At 46.9% G+C, this 17,810-nt stretch carries 16 protein-coding genes; 11 read left to right on the forward strand and 5 right to left on the reverse strand.

Annotated elements, in window-relative coordinates:
- Positions 1 to 222: 222 nt before the first annotated feature.
- The 5 genes from NLX74_RS25660 to NLX74_RS12920 all read left to right on the forward strand — a co-directional run bounded on the left by NLX74_RS25660 (position 223) and on the right by NLX74_RS12920 (position 5,423).
- Positions 223 to 345: a hypothetical protein gene (locus tag NLX74_RS25660; RefSeq protein WP_257785344.1), complete on the forward strand. Its 123-nt coding sequence runs from the start codon at positions 223 to 225 to the stop codon at positions 343 to 345.
- Positions 346 to 444: 99 nt separating this feature from the next.
- Complete coding sequence (locus NLX74_RS12905; protein WP_069290967.1) at positions 445 to 753, forward strand: LexA family transcriptional regulator; 309 nt, start codon at positions 445 to 447, stop codon at positions 751 to 753.
- Positions 754 to 1,536: 783 nt separating this feature from the next.
- Positions 1,537 to 3,072: an HD-GYP domain-containing protein gene (locus NLX74_RS12910; protein ID WP_235307096.1), complete on the forward strand. Its 1,536-nt coding sequence runs from the start codon at positions 1,537 to 1,539 to the stop codon at positions 3,070 to 3,072.
- A 139-nt stretch (positions 3,073 to 3,211) separates the two neighbouring features.
- The gene (locus tag NLX74_RS12915; RefSeq protein ID WP_254328962.1) at positions 3,212 to 4,657 is read left to right on the forward strand and encodes an ATP-binding protein; all 1,446 of its coding nucleotides are present in this window, start codon (positions 3,212 to 3,214) and stop codon (positions 4,655 to 4,657) included.
- Between the two features lie 46 nt (positions 4,658 to 4,703).
- Positions 4,704 to 5,423 carry an NAD(P)H-binding protein gene (locus NLX74_RS12920; RefSeq protein ID WP_254328963.1) on the forward strand — a complete coding sequence of 240 codons (720 nt, stop codon included), beginning with the start codon at positions 4,704 to 4,706 and terminating at the stop codon, positions 5,421 to 5,423.
- A gap of 77 nt (positions 5,424 to 5,500) precedes the next feature.
- Here the strand turns inward: NLX74_RS12920 and NLX74_RS12925 are convergent, their stop codons facing one another.
- Both NLX74_RS12925 and NLX74_RS12930 read right to left on the reverse strand, forming a co-directional pair.
- Positions 5,501 to 6,769, reverse strand: a complete 1,269-nt coding sequence (locus tag NLX74_RS12925; protein ID WP_254328964.1) for a DUF4179 domain-containing protein — start codon at positions 6,767 to 6,769, stop codon at positions 5,501 to 5,503.
- Positions 6,766 to 7,293: an RNA polymerase sigma factor gene (locus NLX74_RS12930; RefSeq protein ID WP_254328965.1), complete on the reverse strand. Its 528-nt coding sequence runs from the start codon at positions 7,291 to 7,293 to the stop codon at positions 6,766 to 6,768. Before NLX74_RS12930 ends, NLX74_RS12925 begins: the two co-directional genes overlap by 4 nt.
- A gap of 263 nt (positions 7,294 to 7,556) precedes the next feature.
- Between NLX74_RS12930 and NLX74_RS12935 the strand changes: the two genes are divergently transcribed.
- Positions 7,557 to 7,937, forward strand: a complete 381-nt coding sequence (locus tag NLX74_RS12935) for a RidA family protein (protein WP_061830007.1) — start codon at positions 7,557 to 7,559, stop codon at positions 7,935 to 7,937.
- Between the two features lie 328 nt (positions 7,938 to 8,265).
- Here NLX74_RS12935 and NLX74_RS12940 read toward each other — a convergent pair whose 3' ends face one another.
- Entirely contained in the window at positions 8,266 to 9,021 is a 756-nt protein-coding gene (locus NLX74_RS12940) for a tryptophan-rich sensory protein (RefSeq protein WP_254328966.1), read from the reverse strand.
- A gap of 242 nt (positions 9,022 to 9,263) precedes the next feature.
- On the opposite strand from NLX74_RS12940, the gene NLX74_RS12945 reads away from it, so the two are divergent.
- The 3 genes from NLX74_RS12945 to NLX74_RS12955 all read left to right on the forward strand — a co-directional run bounded on the left by NLX74_RS12945 (position 9,264) and on the right by NLX74_RS12955 (position 12,289).
- A complete protein-coding gene (locus NLX74_RS12945) occupies positions 9,264 to 10,214 on the forward strand; it encodes a bile acid:sodium symporter family protein (RefSeq protein WP_254328967.1) in 951 nt (316 codons plus the stop codon).
- Positions 10,215 to 10,464: 250 nt separating this feature from the next.
- A complete protein-coding gene (locus tag NLX74_RS12950) occupies positions 10,465 to 11,589 on the forward strand; it encodes an NADH-dependent flavin oxidoreductase (protein ID WP_254328968.1) in 1,125 nt (374 codons plus the stop codon).
- A gap of 112 nt (positions 11,590 to 11,701) precedes the next feature.
- Positions 11,702 to 12,289 (forward strand): GNAT family N-acetyltransferase, encoded by a 588-nt coding sequence (locus NLX74_RS12955; RefSeq protein ID WP_254328969.1) that lies wholly within the window; start codon positions 11,702 to 11,704, stop codon positions 12,287 to 12,289.
- On the opposite strand, the gene NLX74_RS12960 is transcribed toward NLX74_RS12955, so the two are convergent.
- Entirely contained in the window at positions 12,255 to 13,889 is a 1,635-nt protein-coding gene (locus tag NLX74_RS12960) for a response regulator transcription factor (RefSeq protein ID WP_254328970.1), read from the reverse strand. The genes NLX74_RS12955 and NLX74_RS12960 overlap by 35 nt on opposite strands.
- Before the next feature lie 7 nt (positions 13,890 to 13,896).
- Positions 13,897 to 15,711 carry a sensor histidine kinase gene (locus NLX74_RS12965; RefSeq protein WP_254328971.1) on the reverse strand — a complete coding sequence of 605 codons (1,815 nt, stop codon included), beginning with the start codon at positions 15,709 to 15,711 and terminating at the stop codon, positions 13,897 to 13,899.
- A gap of 208 nt (positions 15,712 to 15,919) precedes the next feature.
- Between NLX74_RS12965 and NLX74_RS12970 the strand changes: the two genes are divergently transcribed.
- Both NLX74_RS12970 and NLX74_RS12975 read left to right on the forward strand, forming a co-directional pair.
- On the forward strand, positions 15,920 to 16,801 hold the full coding sequence (locus NLX74_RS12970) for a carbohydrate ABC transporter permease (protein ID WP_025721893.1): 882 nt from the start codon (positions 15,920 to 15,922) through the stop codon (positions 16,799 to 16,801).
- Positions 16,802 to 17,638 carry a carbohydrate ABC transporter permease gene (locus tag NLX74_RS12975; protein WP_061829999.1) on the forward strand — a complete coding sequence of 279 codons (837 nt, stop codon included), beginning with the start codon at positions 16,802 to 16,804 and terminating at the stop codon, positions 17,636 to 17,638. It abuts the gene before it with no gap.
- The last annotated feature ends 172 nt before the right edge of the window (positions 17,639 to 17,810 follow it).

Here is a 17,810-nt window from a genome sequence, read left to right on the forward strand (position 1 = left end):
AACGATCAGCACGACGATGATCACGATCAATAGGAATTTCATATTCAATAACCTCCTTGGTCTGTCTCATATTTGGTATTAACCACTTTGAGTTAGTATGTACCGATGGATCTCAAGCAAGTATCTATTGTCGAGTGCTTGGGGAAAATTAGAATGTGGGACTAAAAAGAGGTTTACAGGCTTAGCTGGAAAGTGTATACATAAAGTAAGGAGGCGATTGCCATGAGTGATCGTGCATTTCATTTGTTCTATATTATTTTCTTAACGGTTCTGGCACTTGGAAGTGTGGGTGGAATCGCTTGGTGGTTGCGCTCTATTGGTCGTCAGGAGAAGGAAAAAAACTAAATTCAACATGGGCATACAAGCCCGAATGCATCTTCCAGTAGGAGGGTGCATTTTTATATGTTATAATGGGAACATATGTTCTTTGCAGGAGGGAAGACGATGTTGCCAGATTTGGAACGAAAGCTGCTACGTATTTTGTATAATTATTTCGCCCAGCATCGCCACATGCCCACAATGGCGGAATTGACCGTAAAAACAGGCAAGCGAGACGCTGAAATTACAGCCGCCTTGCGACATATGGAACAGGAGCGTTACATCACTTGGGAAAACAATTCGGGTACCCAGCATGTTGTTTTACTGGAAGGGTGGGAACGTCCCTCGACCCAAAGGCGCACCCAAGCGGAAACAAGACGTTCCACTACGCAAACGATGCCGCCCGATGGTACAGAATATTGGACGAATTATTAGAAGGTATATAAAACTGGAAAATTAATGAGTTTTTAAGGTGCATATCATTTAGTTTTAAGAAAGCGAGACTATAATGACCCTATTAACCCCTTTTTGATCAAGCTATAGGCCCTGCCGATGTATCGGCAGGGCCACTTTTTTGTTCATAGATATGCTTTCCGTATATGAAAAATCCCCCGGGGATCATCCGGAGGATGGTGCAGTTTGCATATACTGCACGGCCTGCTCAAACTTCATCGTTTGATGGCATAATATATATTCAACCCCTGCTACCTTGCATTATATGGTCAGCATGTTCATAAGGGGCAGTGTGATTCCACTATTCATTTTCCAAACGACAAAAGCCCTACCTCTCTTTCGTCCTTGCGGCTCCGATGACCGCGCCAGTGTGAATGTGAAAATCTTCGGCAAAAGCTCAAAATTCTACATTAGGGTTATACATAAAATTTGGAGAAGCTCCATACGGTGATTAGGAGTAATAGCTTGTTGCGTGGAATCTTATGGGGTTAATACATATTTCAATAGTATAGCAAGAATGATTATAAAACACAAGTCATTTTTGGCTTTTTGATGATAGACTGGAAAAAATGTTGGCTAAAATGTCTCCCTCGCGAGTTTCTTAATTAAGAATAAGATGATTTTCCATCTATAAATTGCAGATTAAAAGCCGTCCTCGTTTTTATGTAAAATGCTCGAGCAAGAAGGTAAACTTTTGATGGTTGGACTCCGATATTGAATACACAAGATATTTTAGAGTGTACGGATGAAAAGAGGGGTAGCAATTTGCCGACCTATAAGCGCTTTATTCAGCATGTTATCCTGAACTATATTATAGGTTCGTTTATCGCTGTATTGTTGGTAGGTATGATTTTTGTATTTTCCACGTTAAATGTAGCCCACTATGAAATTCTGGGTCTTGTAAAAATTATTGCATTTTCCAGCGTCATTATGATTGCTTGTGAAACCATAGTGTTTCGAATGCATTTGAGACCCGTTCATCGTTTTTTTCTAGGTAACCAGGAAACGCTCAAGGATGTAGAAGCGGTGTATATCCGGGTTCATCATCTGCCTAATTTGTCCGTTTTACGTATTGTTGGACCACATCTGTTAGGCTTCTCCATCCCGGCAACCGTTATTGCGTTATGGATGATACATACTGGACAACTTACTTTTCCCTTTTATTATGTAGGAATCGCCTGTATAGGAGCTTGTTTGGTCGCTTCCATGCACGCACTGGTTGAATTTTTCCTGACCATGAGAGCAATCAAACCGCTTCTGGAGGAAATTCGTGATCGAACCTACCAGCAATATGGATTAAACCTGTCCCTGCGAGGACGAGTCCTGCTATCGCTTCGGCATAAATTTCAGTTAAGCGCGACGCTCATTGGTGCTTTTCCTTTATTTTTATTTTGTTTAGCTACACAGATTCGCCTGGAACGTTTGGAGGCGACGGATTCTACCTCCTATTGGGCTTGGGCGGGTACGATTTTAATTTTTGGTGTAGCCTTTGCTTATCTGGGAGGCAGGTTGCTGACCCGTGAGATCGAACAGCCGATCCACCATCTGCTAGAAAAAATGAATGAAGTGAAGGAAGGCCGCCTGAACAGTAATGCCAGCGATTTGTATTCAGACGAATTTGCGGAGCTGGTCGAAGGATTTAACATGATGATCGAGGGCCTGAAGGAACGGGAAGAAAAGAACGGTCAGCTATTGGACAGTTACTTCGCCACCTTGGCGGCAGCACTGGATGCGCGAGATGCTTATACCGCAGGACATTCTTTGCGTGTAGCTGAATATTCCGTACTCATTGGGCGCAAGGGAGGTTTGAATGAGACGGACCTCGACTTGCTGCGCAAAACAGCCTTGCTGCATGATATCGGTAAAATCGGCGTAGCTGACGCTGTGCTGCTCAAGGACGGCAAGCTGACGGACGAGGAGTTTGATCAGATTAAAATGCACCCGGTTATGGGAGAGAGCATTCTCCGGCAAGTTGAGCCGGCTTATGCTATGGCCCCTTATTTGCCCGGCGTGCGCTCGCACCATGAGCGTTATGATGGCAAGGGATACCCTGACCAGCTCGCTGGGGAAGATATCCCCTTATTTGGGCGAATCATTGCTGTAGCGGATGCTTATGATGCGATGACGTCTGATCGTCCCTATCGGCAAGGTATGAAGGAAGAGAAGGCGGTTATGATATTGGAAGAGGGAAAGGGAACCCAATGGGACCCTTATTTTGCCGAATTATTTGTCAAAGAGTGGCGCCGGAACAAAGGCATCACAGCTGACTCTATAGGTATCAGCACTAGGGCGAGCCATTGAGGTTCGCTTTTTTTATATACGGATATAAGATCTTTTGACATGTCGAAAGATGGGGCTTCATGTTATGATGTACAAGAAAGGCAAACGCGGTTAACATAGGCCTGGCATCCAATTTTTTGCGCTATGGGAGTGTGAGTCCATGCAATTTTCAATGATGTTTTTAATGAATTTGGGGATGCTGATTGCCGTTGCCTATGTGGCGAACGTGATTTATAAATATGGTCTGAGTCGTACCTCTGCGCGGTTCAAATATGTCAGCTCGGTGCTGCTAGTGATATTTGGCGGATGGGTCAGCTCTTGCTTTGGTTTTAACTTTAGTGAAACAGTTATTTTTGATCTGCGTTTCGTACCGCTGATTATCGCGGCGTTGGTGTATCCCCGCTCTTATACGCTTATTATTATTGGGGTCGCAATCGGACTTACGAGATTTACCTTCGGCCTGCATATGGCGGCGTGGGTCGGCTTTTTGAATATGAGCATTCTGGGCGTCCTGTGCGCTGGATTGAATTACTGGATGCGCCGTTCCACCTGGCGTTTGATTATCAAGGCATCGGTAACTATTTTAGCGGTTAATATCGTAAATACGTTAAATATTGCCTTTCTAGGCGTCATTCCCTGGCGCTATTATGTAGCGGAGGTTGTTCCTCTTACACTGCCTATCGGCATCGTTCTCAGTTTTTTATTTGCTCTGATTTTACGTGACTTTCAGATGGAGCAGCAGCGGAATCATCAGATTAAGCAGGCGAATGAGTTGTTATCAGAGCAGCGAGATGAGTTGCAGAAGGCAAAGGTCATTCTAGAGGAACGTGCCAAGCAACTGATGATGGCTTCCCAATATAAATCGGATTTTATGGCAACGATGTCGCATGAGTTACGTACACCTCTTAACAGCATCATTAATCTGGCGCAAATTATCAACGAGCAGGGAAAAGAGCTGGATGAGGACGAGCTAGACCAGTACAGTGATCTAATTTATGCCTCCGGGCATGATTTGCTCCAATTGATCAACGACATTCTGGACCTATCCAAGGTCGAGGCTGGGCACATGGAAATCGTAAGTGAGCCAGTTAGTGTACGTGAGATTGCGCAGGTGATGATGATGCATTTTGAAGTCACAGCGAAGGATAAAAATCTGGAATTCAGCTTGAAGGAGCATGAGTCTATACCGAATGAAATCCGGTCTGATTCCAAACGCGTACAGCAAATTTTGCGTAATCTATTGTCCAATGCCTTTAAGTTCACTCATGAAGGACGTGTATTGCTGGAAATCAGCACACAACATCTGGATCGAAAGGGACAAGAGGGAGATTGGGTTGTATTTGCTGTAAAAGATACGGGCATCGGCATTTCCAATCTTCAGCAGCATGTGATTTTTGAGGCATTCCAGCAGGCGAACGGTTCCATTAATCGTAAATATGGAGGAACTGGGTTGGGATTGTCCATCAGCCGTGATTTTTCCCGTTTATTGGGTGGGTTTATCCGTCTGAAGAGTGAGGAGGGCAAGGGAAGTACATTTTCCCTGTACCTACCGATGTGTCCGTCCGAAAACAAGGAGGCGGACGAACAACCCTTTAAATTAACCTAATCGCAATTGTAGGAGCAGGAGCGCTATGGCACAAAGGAGGTCTATCATGGAACGCAAAGCGGTCGTTGTGGGTGCAACAGGGCTTGTCGGGGGTTATGTTGTACGAGAGCTGCTGGTGCAAAAGGAATACAACCGCGTCATGGTTATGGGCAGACGTCCATTGGACATCAAGCATCCCAAGCTGGAGCAGGCGCTAATCGATTGGGAACAGTCGCAGAAAGCGGCGTTCGCCTTCGAAGGGGTGGATGATGTTTTTTGCTGCCTTGGGACAACGATGAAAAAGGCGGGCTCCAAGGAGCAGTTCCGTCAGGTGGATCTGGACTACCCGGTGCTGACAGCCCAGTTGGGCAAAGAAGCTGGAGCGGTACAGATGCTTGCGGTCTCTGCGATGGGCGCCGATCCAGACTCACGCGTGTTTTACAATCGCACCAAGGGTGAGGCTGAAGAGGCGCTTGCTGCTGTCGGATTGCCTGCGCTGCATTTGTTCCGTCCGTCGCTGATTTTGGGCGCGAGACCTGAACGACGTTTGGGCGAAGCCGCTGCCGCTGTTGTCATGAAGGCACTGGACGGCCTGATGACGGGCAAGCTCGCTTCCTACCGCGCCATCCCTGCCTCGGTCATCGCACGAGCCATGGTACGAATCGCTCTCGCGCAGGCGAGCGGCGTACATATTTATCCGAACGACATCATTCGAGTCATCGGTGCAGAACTAACATCCAATGATGAGGAACCCGGTACAGGAACGGCTCCTGATGAGAATGTGTAAAACCACAGCTAGGGTTAAAAATGACAATAACGCCGCTGTTGCCCGATGATTCGGACAGCAGCGGCGTTATTTGTGTTTTATTGGTAGTTTGTATGTTGCGGCACATCTATCGTAATCTCTAATTCATCAATATAATGACGTGTCCAGTTGCCATTAGCATCGAGTAGGGCACTGCCTCCTGGTTGTGTTGGCAATATATAAGGCTTGAAGATGATCTTCTGGGGAGTGGCCACAAAAGGAGTAAACAGGGTGATCATTTTGCTCTCACGTTCTTTAGTAAGGGGAACTCCAGAGCCGCTTAGGAGTTGGAGTTCTCTTCCCTGCTCGTCGAATACAGCATAATCAAGCATATCCAATTCCTTTTTGGTGTACTGGATCGTTTGTCCGTTTTTGAAGTCATTGTACTCTCGCTCCACGGTGTACTCATCCGGCATATGTGCAATATCGGTCAGCATTTTGAACGACGTTGTGATCTTGGTCGTGATGGGTGTGATTTCTACCTTTTCTGTCATAAATGCAAGATACGGATTAGACTTACTCATTTGCAGCTGAAGTATCTTGTTATTTATTTTAGTTTTGTGAACCGTGGTTTGTATGCGAAACGGCTCGGCTACACCTTTTAACTTTGCATATACCTCTAGCTCAAACTGATCTGGTAAGGCGGGTTTACCACTGGCAGGGTCACGCATATACGCAATCAGCATAGAATTACTATCTTTGCCTGGGCGGCCATACATGAAATTAAAGGCGCCGTTATTGCTATTGACCGATGTCCCATTGATGAACAGGTCCACTTTCTCCAGAATGTCCTCTTCGGGCTGTCCTTGCGTTTGGATCGCCGGATATAGGGTTTGATGTTGTGAATCTCCACCGCTCTTTTCCAACGCCACGACCAAGCGTGTCCCGTCAAATATGATTTGTGGTACCTTTAATGTAATACCGCTATGAGTAACACTGAGATTCGAGGAAGTTGCCAATCCTTCCTGATCAGCGGTTTGCAGCCCGATATCCCCAGCAAGCTTGAACATGCTATCTACAAGGGGGACCTGCTTTAATGATTCTGCCATTGTAGGTGAAACAAAGGCGCTACCGATGATCATAACGCTAATGACAGCCGCAGAAGCAGCGGCAATTGCAGTTCCCCGGAGAAATTTTTTGCCCGGTCGATGTAAGGAAGGAGACTTGGATAACGGCCCCCCATCCGATTCCATTTGTGTGTAAAATGCATCTAAGCGTTCTCTTACCAAATCGGGAATCATTACCGTGTCTGCGTCCAAGTTTACCTTTTCTGATTGTAATTTCCGATCCAGCTCTTGATTCTGTTTCTCAATCTCTGAAGAGCTCATTGAAAGGTCACCTTCCTTTCTCCACGATTTTGTAGCAGGTCCATTAATATTCTGCGAGCACGGTGCAATCGTGTTTTGACGGCCCCCTCTGATACATCCAGTACCTCTGATATTTCTCTGATCGGCATATCGTGCAAATAGTGCAGGGAAATTACGGTTCGCATGGATTCCTCCAAGTGGTCGATGGCCTCGCGCAGCTCGATTTTTTCATATCCACCTGAGGTGGAGGGTTCCTGCACAAATTCCGCCACGGGGACGATCCGTTTTTGCTTGCGGATAATGAGATGGCACTCATTAATGAGGATGCGAAGCAGCCATGTTTTAAAATAGCGAGGTTCACGCAGTTCACCCAGAGACTGGTATGCCTTGAGCATCGCCTCTTGCATCGCGTCCGCACAATCTTCATTGCTGCGAAGAATGGAACGCGCCATGCCATACATATCGGATTCCATATGTTTCATCAAGGCGACGAATGCCTTGCGGTCTCCCTGCCTTGCTTGGTGTAAGTTTGTTTCGAGATTCAAAGGATGGTGCTCCTTTCCCGTCTATACTAGCTATGTTCATTGTACCTGTATCTGGATTTATAAAATTTATTTTGTAGCAGGTTATAGGAGTTAGATGATACATAGGTGCTAAAGGTTACAGCGGAAATAAAAAAAAATAGCACCCTCCCAATGAGGTGTCTTAAAAGAAACCCTGTACGTTAATCCGTCGCACGGAATAGTGGCTTTGGACTGCACATGCTATAATACGATGAACCAGTATCAGGAAGGAGAATCCAACCCATATGAAAAAAACAATTGCTACTGAAAAAGCACCCGGTGCTATCGGCCCTTATAGCCAAGCGGTAGAGGCAGGCGGGTTTATTTACACTTCGGGACAGCTTGGACTGAATCCGGCAACAGGTGAGTTTGGTAAGGATGTACAGGAGCAGGCACGCCTGTCCTTGAGCAATGTACAAGCCATTCTGGAAGAGGCAGGCAGCAACATGAACCAGGTTGTGAAAGCGACTGTATTCCTGAAGGACATGAACGATTTTGTCAGCGTCAATGAGGTGTACAGTTCTTTCTTTGAACAACCCTACCCAGCACGCAGTGCGGTGGAGGTAGCTCGTCTGCCTAAGGATGCACTGGTAGAGATTGAAGTCATTGCATTGAAGGGCGAATAGTCTGAAAGATCCGTTCATAAAATAAAAAGTTTGCATGGCAAATGGGTGTCCCTATTAAATAGAGACACCCGTTTGCTCAAATTTAATGTGTTTTGTTTGGAATCTGAACGATTTGTCGACATGATACTTCGTTTGTATGAAAAAAGGTCGGATTATATTATCAATATGAAGAAAATCAATGCAGATCACTCGACAAGCAAGCTTATAGATTTGTTTAAAGTCCATACCTAATCACATGGTTAAAATGAATAAACAAAGCAAGCGAGCTTGGGCTAGATGATTCAGACCCAAACTCGCTTGTTCTTGCTAGAGATCATATTCGTTTTCTTTAATCCCGGTCTCGATTACGGGCAAAGAATAGCCATAGCGCGTATACCAGAATGATTGCCGCCAAGATCAATGCGGCTAGCCGTACATTTTCATTGTTCGGATGCTCGACGGCGATGGCGACATAGGCCCATACAAATACGAGAGGATAAATGCTGTCGCGATAAGGGAAGCTGACCATGATCGCCAATGCGGTGCCGATGAGCAGGATAATGATCGCCCATGTCGTATCGCTGAGTCCCCAGCCACTCCATTCATTCTTTTCCAGTGCCACTGCAATGTTGATAATAGTAGCAACGGATACCCAACCGAGGTTGAGGCTGAACGGTAGCTTGACGAACCACATTTCTCCAAGGGTTGGCTGCGGCGTGCGGGTACGTACATATACGACGCTCAGGGAAAGCAAGTATAGAATAATGACGATGACGCACAGCTCTACGTATACATACTGCCAGAGGAAAATCCAGATGATATTGAAGAGACAGCTTAGAATAAAAAAAATACCGATGGACTGAACGCTTGTCTTGGATTGCCCTGTAAGTGTAGCTTGGTACACGACAAAGCAGGCGAGCAGTACGTAGATGACCGACCAGATGGAAAAAGAGTAATCCGCTGGTGTGATCAAGGTAGGGTACATGTTGGATACAGCATCAGTGCTTCTGCCGCCGATAGGAAGTGTAGAAGCCAGAATGTTAACGAGAACGACAGCGATAAATGCAATAATATTCCACCATTTATACGGATGGCTTCGTGACATAGGGATATCTCCTCCTCAACGAATGATGATCCAAAATGACCGACTGGTCACAACTTCTATTATGAATATACCCACTTTGCTTTCGAATATGTCCTAACGGGAAAAAGTTTCTTGATCCCGGTATAATCATAAAAAGTAGTATGTATATGCAGTCATATGTAGTACAATGGTGAAAATTTTAAGCACTATATAAGCTGAAATTCCTCAGAATCAACTTATATAGAAGTAAGGAGATAAGTAGAATGAATGGCTTGGAGAAAGTAGGGAAATTTGTAGGAGGAACCTTTTCCATCTGGGTACTTTTATTTGCATGCTTGGGATTTTTCTTTCCTGCGGCGTTTACAGGGTTGAAAGGATACATACAGTTATTTCTGGGCATTGTCATGTTTGGGATGGGGTTAACTTTATCTGCGGCTGACTTTCGTGAAGTATTCCGGCGCCCAGTGGATGTGGCTATTGGTGTGGTCGGGCATTATCTGATTATGCCGTTTCTGGCCTTTGGATTGGCATTAGTATTGCAGCTGCCACCGGATATTGCGGTAGGTGTCATTTTGGTAGGCTGTTGTCCGAGTGGAACTGCCTCCAACGTAATGACGCTCTTATCCAAAGGCGACGTGGCATTGGGCGTGTCGATTGCTTCGGTGTCGACGCTGATTGCTCCACTGGCTACTCCGGCGATGATTAACCTGCTTGCTGGACGTTGGATGAATATTGATGCGAAGTCGCTGATCATGGATATTCTCATCGTAGTTATTGTCCCCATAGTGCTGGGTGTTATCGTTAAGTCGCTATTTCGCAAACAGGCAGAAGCCAGTGTTCAGGCGCTGCCGCTCATATCAACACTGGCGATTGTACTCATCGTGGCTATTGTGGTTGCAGGCAGCAAAGGCAAGATTTTGGAGACAGGTCCGATTATTTTTGGTGTGGTTATTTTGCATAATGGTATCGGGTTCCTGCTTGGATATTGGTTTGCCAAGCTATTCGGTATGAATCTTTCCAAGCGTAAAGCGGTTACGCTGGAAACGGGAATGCAGAATTCGGGACTGGGCGCTGCGCTTGCAGCAGCTCACTTTAACCCGATTGCTGCTGTGCCGAGTGCGATTTTTAGCGTGTGGCATAATATTTCCGGCTCGTTGCTCGCGACCTGGTTTTCCCGCCGGGAGGAGAAGAACAGCACAGCCGAGAACCATTAAGCTTTGTCAGTGGCTTGTGACAAGTAGCTGCGGTTCAGCTTTTTCAAACAGTTTAGAGAAGGTCAGAAAGGATGGATTTGACTTTATAGTTGCGGATCTTTATACTGTGGTTATTACAACCACTGTATTTAAGTAAGCAACAGTAGTTTAAGTTCGTTATGGAAGGAAAACTGCATCGAATTCGTATTCGGCTTTATGCTCAACAGCCTTATATTATCTGATCTGATTTAAACTGAAGGAGAGAGAACGAATGAACCCAAAATATAAGTCTCTATTTGAAAATTTTACCCTGCCATCCGGTGTTACGTTGAAGAACCGTATTACCATGGCACCTATGACTAACTTTGCTTCCCACGAAAATGGTGAAGTCAGTGACCAGGAGCTGGCATACTACCGTGAACGTTCCGGTGGTGTAGGCGCGGTTATTACTGCTTGTGTGTATGTAACTCCAGATGGCAAAGGCTTTGTCAATGAGTTCGGTGCGGACAAGGATGAATTGATTCCGAGCCTGCGTCGTCTGGCGGATACGATTCATCAGGAGGGCGCAAAAGCAATCCTGCAAATTTATCATGGTGGCCGCCTGTGTCCACCAGATCAAATTCCAGATGGACAGCCGATCAGTGCAAGCGCAGTAGCCGAGGAAAAAGAAGGTGCGCCTGTGCCGCGTGAAATGACCTCTGATGATATCCACCGCGTCATCCGTGCCTATGGCGAAGCAACTCGCCGAGCGATTGAAGCAGGCTATGATGGTGTGGAGCTTCACGGAGCGAACGGTTACCTGGTCCAGCAGTTCTTCTCCCCGCACTCCAATCTTCGTACCGATGAATGGGGAGGAAGTCTTGAAAAACGATTGACCTTTCCGCTGGCGGTTGTTCACGAAGTGAAGAAAGTGATCGCAGAACATGCAAAGCGGCCATTCATCTTTGGATACCGCTTGTCTCCTGAGGAAGGACACACACCAGGCATTACGCTGGAGGATACGATGGTGCTTGTAGACCGTCTGGCGGATCAAGGGCTGGATTACCTGCACATTTCCGTAAATCATTTCTTCGGTGGTTCGTTCCGCGACCGCAGTGACGAACGGTCACGTACCGTTCTCATCCATGAGAAGGTAGGTAACCGTGTGCCGATTATGGGAGTTGGGTCGCTGAATACACCGGACGAGGCGCTTGCAGCACTGGAGACAGGTGTACCGCTTGTATCGCTGGGACGTCCGCTTTTGATGGAGCCGCAATGGGTTCAGAAGGTGCAAAACGGCACAGAAGATACCATTCGCACGACATTATCCAAGCAAGCCCAGCAGGAGCTAGTCATTCCTGACTACTTGTGGGGTGCGTTGACGACCCTTCCAGGCTGGATGCCTGTTACGGACTAAATTTTGAATGATGGAGATACCCTAGGCTGCTCTCATGCACCTGGGGTATTTTCCTGTCTCGTGACCGTGAACACAATAATATAGGAATAACTGAGAAAGAAGGAAAATGACAATGTTACATAAAGCTAATGGCGCCATTTTGATAAAGTCCACCCATCCGGGGCTACAGATTCGATTGTTACAAGTAAGTGATGCAGAACGTTTATTAGAGATCAGACGTGAAAATTTTAATTTTTTCAAACCGTTCGAGCCAGAACGACCTGAAATTTACTTTACGCTGGAAGAACAGGCGCGTCTGATTTCTAACGGTTTGGAAGCGGCACAAGCCGGACAGGGATATACGTTTGGACTTTTTTTGCCGGAAAATGATAAGCTGATCGGCAGAATAGAGCTGTCGGGTATCGCTAGAGGCCCCTTTCAAAACGCCAATCTGGGCTACTTTGTAGATCCTGCATACCACGGACAAGGCTATGCCACTTCCGCAGTGAAGGATATTGTACGCTACGCCTTAAATGAGTTGGAATTACACCGTATTCAAGCTGGAGTGATGCCAAGAAATACGCCTTCCAATCGAGTGATGGAAAAGGCAGGATTTCGCCGCGAAGGGCTGGCTCTCAACTATTTGAAGATTAATGGTGTGTGGGAAGATCACGTGTTGTATGCGGTCACGGCTGAGGATTTGCAGAATGGCGTTTTCTGAATTCGCCGGGCGTGACCCCCTCCAGTTTTTTGAACACCTTGCCAAAATATTTTTCATCCTGATACCCGACCATACCGGCAATATGATGAAGGCGCAGCTTGTCATTCAGCAGCAATAGCTTTGCCTTGCTCATCCTGATCTGACACAAATAGTCCGACAGATTAACCCCGTACTCCTGCTTGAATTTACGAGAAATATATTCCCGACTGAGATAAAAGCGACTCGCCATATCCTGTAGAGAAATGTCCTCGTCATAGTGTGCATCCAGATAGCGAGCAATATCACGGATGGTCGGGTTGTTTGGGCTATGGCTTGGTGTAAGTGCCTGACCGGCTGCCAGCAGTCGGTTTTCAACCTGTCTTTGCCATAAGGGCAGGGAAAGCATACCACGGTTGTCGACCGGCAGTGCATGAATGGAGCCGGACTCATCTGCCAGTTCCTCGCCATCGGTATCTCCGGGTCTGTCATTCAGCCAGCGGGCCAGCATCCAGTCCAACTCCTGATTCCAACTGGCTAGCTGCTCTGCTGTCACCGAAGGCAGCTCGGCTACGGCTGCTATCCAGTGGCCTACCGCTATCGACACACGATTGGCATTACAGCTGAGTGCACTAAGCCGCAGTTCCTCTTCCATCTCAGGCAACTGGGGAAGACGAATGCTTTGCCGTGTCTGGGAACTCTGGTGCATCCAGTCGACGGTTTGCAACACATCCCGTTTCCACAACGCTTGCCGTGCCTCTTGGTAGGCAGTGGCTGCCGCTATGGGAAAAGCGCCAAAAGAGCCAAAAGAGCCAACCCCGATGTGCATGTAACACCGCAAAGCCGTTTTGATCCCTGTGTGAATATCCTGCAAGAGCAGCGGCCAACGAGCTGGCTCGCCCCAATATAGCAGAATAATTTCGTCCATACGCTCCAGATGACGGAATGCAATTCCGGTTTGAGAAGTTCCTAGAAATTCGTTGCAGATGTTAATCAGGGAAAAGCTCAAAAGCGCACGACGCGTTTTATATTTGTCTAGTATATCGGCATCCAGCTGCGTGGTACTCATCACAGCTGCATTACATATCTGAATAGCTGCAGGAAGACGTAACTCCTCACGTAAGGGCGTAATGGAAAGAGGGGTACTCGCTATACCGGAAACGATCTCAGTCAGGAGCTTATCGGCATAGTGCGGCCTCATCCGGTTGACCTCCATGGCCTGCATCGTCTGCCTGTTCCGGTCTTGCTCCGCTGTCCGCCAGGCTTGAGTGGCTTTATTTAGAGCCTCGTTAATCTCCACTGGATCTACGGGCTTAAGAATATAGTCCATGCCTCCCCGGCGGATGACCTGTCGAACCAAGTCAAAATCATCATAACCACTGACCACCACAACTCGGGTTGCTGGGGAATTCACTTGAATCCACTCCATCAGTGCTACTCCATCCTTGCCGGGCATCCGCATATCCGTAAGTACAACGGGTGGGGAAAGGGCGGTAATGACCTCAATCGCCTGATCGCCCGACTCAGCTTCAAGTACCTCGCTCACACCGCACGCTTCCCAATGTACGAGCATCCGAATGGCATGGCGTACATGCTTCTCATCATCCACAATCAGGACTTTCATTGACAGATCACTCTCCCTTAATATGAATTTCTGCAGGGGCTTCAGTGCGAATTTCGAGTGTATAACGGACACCATGAGGCAGGATGTTGTCTACGCACAGTGTGTTGGAACCATCCTCCGAGTGAAGCTGAATACGCAATAGAACATTACGAAGGCCAATGGAATCCTGCTCGCTAGTGTCCGGCTCTTCGTAGGCTTTCAGCGGACGTTTTAACATATGCTGGAGCTGCTCCAATTCGGCCTGAGGAATGGAAGTTCCGTTGTTTTCCACGGTTATTTTCACAATGCCTTCCCGGATTCGTCTGCCTGTAATGCGAACTTCACCGGGCCCCAGCCGGGGATCGGCACCGTGTTTAAAGTAGTTTTCCACCAACGGTTGGAGAATCATTTTAGGCACCCGATCATTCAGGACCTCATCTTCCCACTGGTAAGTGACCTCTAATTGCTCACCGAAGCGTTCCTTTTGTAAATCAAGATATTGTTTTACATGTTCGGCTTCTTCCTTGAGTGTAACGACCGTATGGTCCCGCATATTATAGCGCAGCATTTTGGCAAGGGAAGAGAGCAGAGAATAAATCCGCGGTACCTCATGCTGTAGAGCCAGGGTTCCAATCGATTGTAGCGTATTATATAAAAAATGAGGATTAATCTGTGCTTGAAGCGCTTTCAACTGATGTGTCTTATTAGCCAGCTCCAGCTTGTATTCCCGCAAAATGAGGTTATTGATGGTATCCATCATCTGCCTGAAACGGCGCGATAGTACTCCGATCTCATCGTTACTCATGGCCCGAATGTCTACATCCAGTTGACCGGACTGAATCTGGTTTATGTAGCGAGTCAGTCGCTTAATAGGTTCCGTGATTTTTATCGAAATCCATAACGTGGCCACAATGACAAGTAGCAACGCTGCGCCTGTAATGACCGCATTAATCTGAGTCAGGCGGGTAGCCCGTAAATACAGCGTACGATGTGGAATTTTCTTGACGAGCGTCCAGCCTGACAGGTTGGCATCCAGCTTGCCGTACACGTGCAGTGCCGTATCATCCTCAATCACTCCGTGCTCGCCTTCTTTAGAAATTCGATTGAGCAGGTCAGATTCCTTCCAGTGTGTTCCAATCGCTGCTTCTTTTCCGCTATATATGATTGTTCCGTTCCGATCGATCAAAAACAGCTGCTCTGTATCCGCATCATACAATTGACGGCAAATACTGCGCAGCGGCTCCAGATCAACATCTATAGCCAGTACCCCAAGCGTCTCTGAGGCAGGAATGTTCCGAATCGCCCGATGAAGTGTAAATACCTGCCGCTTTGTGCTGTGCTCCGCATAGGAAACCGCCGAAAAGCCGTACATATGCTTCATGTGCGAAGGCTGTATGAATAGTCCAGAAGGGCCGTAATGAATAGAACCGGTAAAGGGCTCCAGTCGGAATTCCCGTAGCGGGACTGTACTGGTAATCAACGTGGATTGCCCAGCCTCAAAAGAATGCAAATACACTTGGTCAATGCCTGACGAAGCATTCATCATCGTTTGCAGTGTGGTGTAAATTTCAGCGACGGCCCGGTAATCATCTGGAATTTTGGCCAGATTACGCAGAAAATGGGGGTCATTATAGACGCCGATGGACGCACGATTCAGTCCCTGTAAATAGTTATCCAGATTCGTAATTCCCTGAAAAATAAGCCGTTCATTTTCTTGTGTGGCCTGCTCCCGCAAGGATTGCTTGGTGAGAACGAAGGTCATAGTCATCGACAGCAGCAGCGGCAGAGTGACCGCAATGAGCAAAAACCAGATCAGGCGGGAACGAATACTGTGAAATTTCATGCAGTGAGCTCCTTTCACAATTCAAGGCAAGCCAGAGGTCAATATTTTCCCCCCTAATGGTTCACGATCCTACGTGTTCTCCAGAGCGCTTATTCGACATAATGAACATGTGAATCGCATATCCGTACGGCCCAAGCATCATGCTGCTGAAAGAAAGCCGTAAGGGAGCGTTCCAGACACCAACAGACAACAAAAGGGGGGGATCGGATTGAATCGCGCCAAGTCGTCGCAATGGCTCCAGCAATGCATTTTTGTAGGGCCGTCGACGTTATTTTTCGTTATCATTATTGTAATCCCTTTTATGCTCGGAATGTACTATTCTTTTACAGAGTGGAATGGGGTAGCCAATGAGGCAAAGTGGGTCGGGCTGGATAATTTCAGTCACATTTTATGGAATGATGACAAATTTGGGACAGCGTTCTGGTTTACGGTCCGTTTTACGGTGGTAGGAGTGGTGGCTGCGAATATTTTTGGCTTTCTGCTGGCGTATTTTTTAACCAAACCGCTGAAAACAAAAAATGTACTCAGGACCATCTTTTTTATGCCTAATGTGATTGGAGGTCTGTTGCTGGGCTTTATCTGGCAGTTTATTTTCGTCAAGGGATTTGCAGCAATCGGAGAGAGCACGAACTTGTCCTTCTTCAACCTGTCCTGGTTGGGAGATGAGATCACGGCCTTCTGGGGCATTGTAATCGTGTTTATCTGGCAAACTGCCGGGTATTTGATGGTTATTTATATCTCTTCCCTGACCAATGTGCCCCGCGATATGCTGGAAGCAGCCGAAATTGACGGAGCAAGCCGGATGCAAATTTTGCGGTCGATTATACTTCCTTTGATCATGCCTGCCGTTACGGTATGTCTTTTCCTGGCGATATCATGGTCATTCAAAATGTTCGATCTCAATTTGTCACTGACCAAAGGCGGTCCTTTCGGGTCCACAGAGTCGGTTGCACTCAATATTTACAATGAAGCGTTTGTGAATAATCGTTATGGGCTGGGAACAGCTAAAGCGCTCATTTTCTTTATCATTGTTGCTCTGGTTACGAGCCTTCAGGTACGACTGACGAAAAGTCGGGAGGTGGAAGCGTAAATGGAAACAAGCAAGCGCTACCGCTTTGGAACATGGGCGACCGAGATGGTGATGATCCTCGTCGCATTGTTATTCCTCGTCCCGTTTTACTTTTTATTCGTGAATTCGGTCAAAAGCTTTGGTGACCTGCTCACCGATTCTGCGGCCTGGCCACAAACCTTTGTATGGAGCAACTACGCTAGAGCCTGGAGCATCACGCGTTTTCCCGAAGCTTTATGGAATTCACTTATAGTTACGGTAGTTAGTAATCTACTGCTCGTACTGATCAGCTCAATGGCTGCTTACCGAATGGTCCGGCGTCCGACGCGTTATAATCGAGTGTTGTTCAGCCTGTTCGTAGCTGCCATGGTTATTCCCTTTCAATCGGTGATGATTCCTTTGGTCAAGGTTGTAAGTACACTGGATTTAATGAACAGTATAAGTGGTCTGGTAATCTGTTATCTGGGATTCGGAGCCCCTATGTCGATCTTTCTCTTTCATGGATTTGTCAAAGGTGTGCCAGTCGAGGTGGAAGAGGCAGCTACGGTGGACGGCTGTACGCCTTACGGAGTGTTTTTCCGAATTGTGTATCCGTTGATGCTACCGATGATGGTAACTGTTATTATTTTAAATACGCTCTGGATTTGGAATGATTATCTCCTGCCTTCTCTGGTACTGCAAAAGGCTGAACTGCGCACGATTCCGATTGCGACCTATGCCTTTTTTGGACAATACACGAAGCAGTGGGATTTGGCTTTGCCTGCTCTGGTGCTGGGCATCCTGCCAGTCATTGTATTCTTTCTGGCCATGCAAAAATATATTATACAAGGTATTATGGCTGGTTCGGTCAAAGGTTGAGTGTGGCGATGAACTGAAAATGTACACGGTGTGCCACTCCGCAAACGGATGGTGCTTACCATCGCTGTTGCCTCCAGATTCCCTGAATAAACGAATAAAGGTGGGAATCTAGAGACAAAGGCGAGCGCTATCGCTTGTTCAGCACCATTCCGTTTGCTCCGTTTCCACATGA

This window comes from Paenibacillus sp. MZ03-122A (assembly GCF_024213325.1).
Lineage (GTDB): Bacteria > Bacillota > Bacilli > Paenibacillales > Paenibacillaceae > Paenibacillus > Paenibacillus polymyxa_B.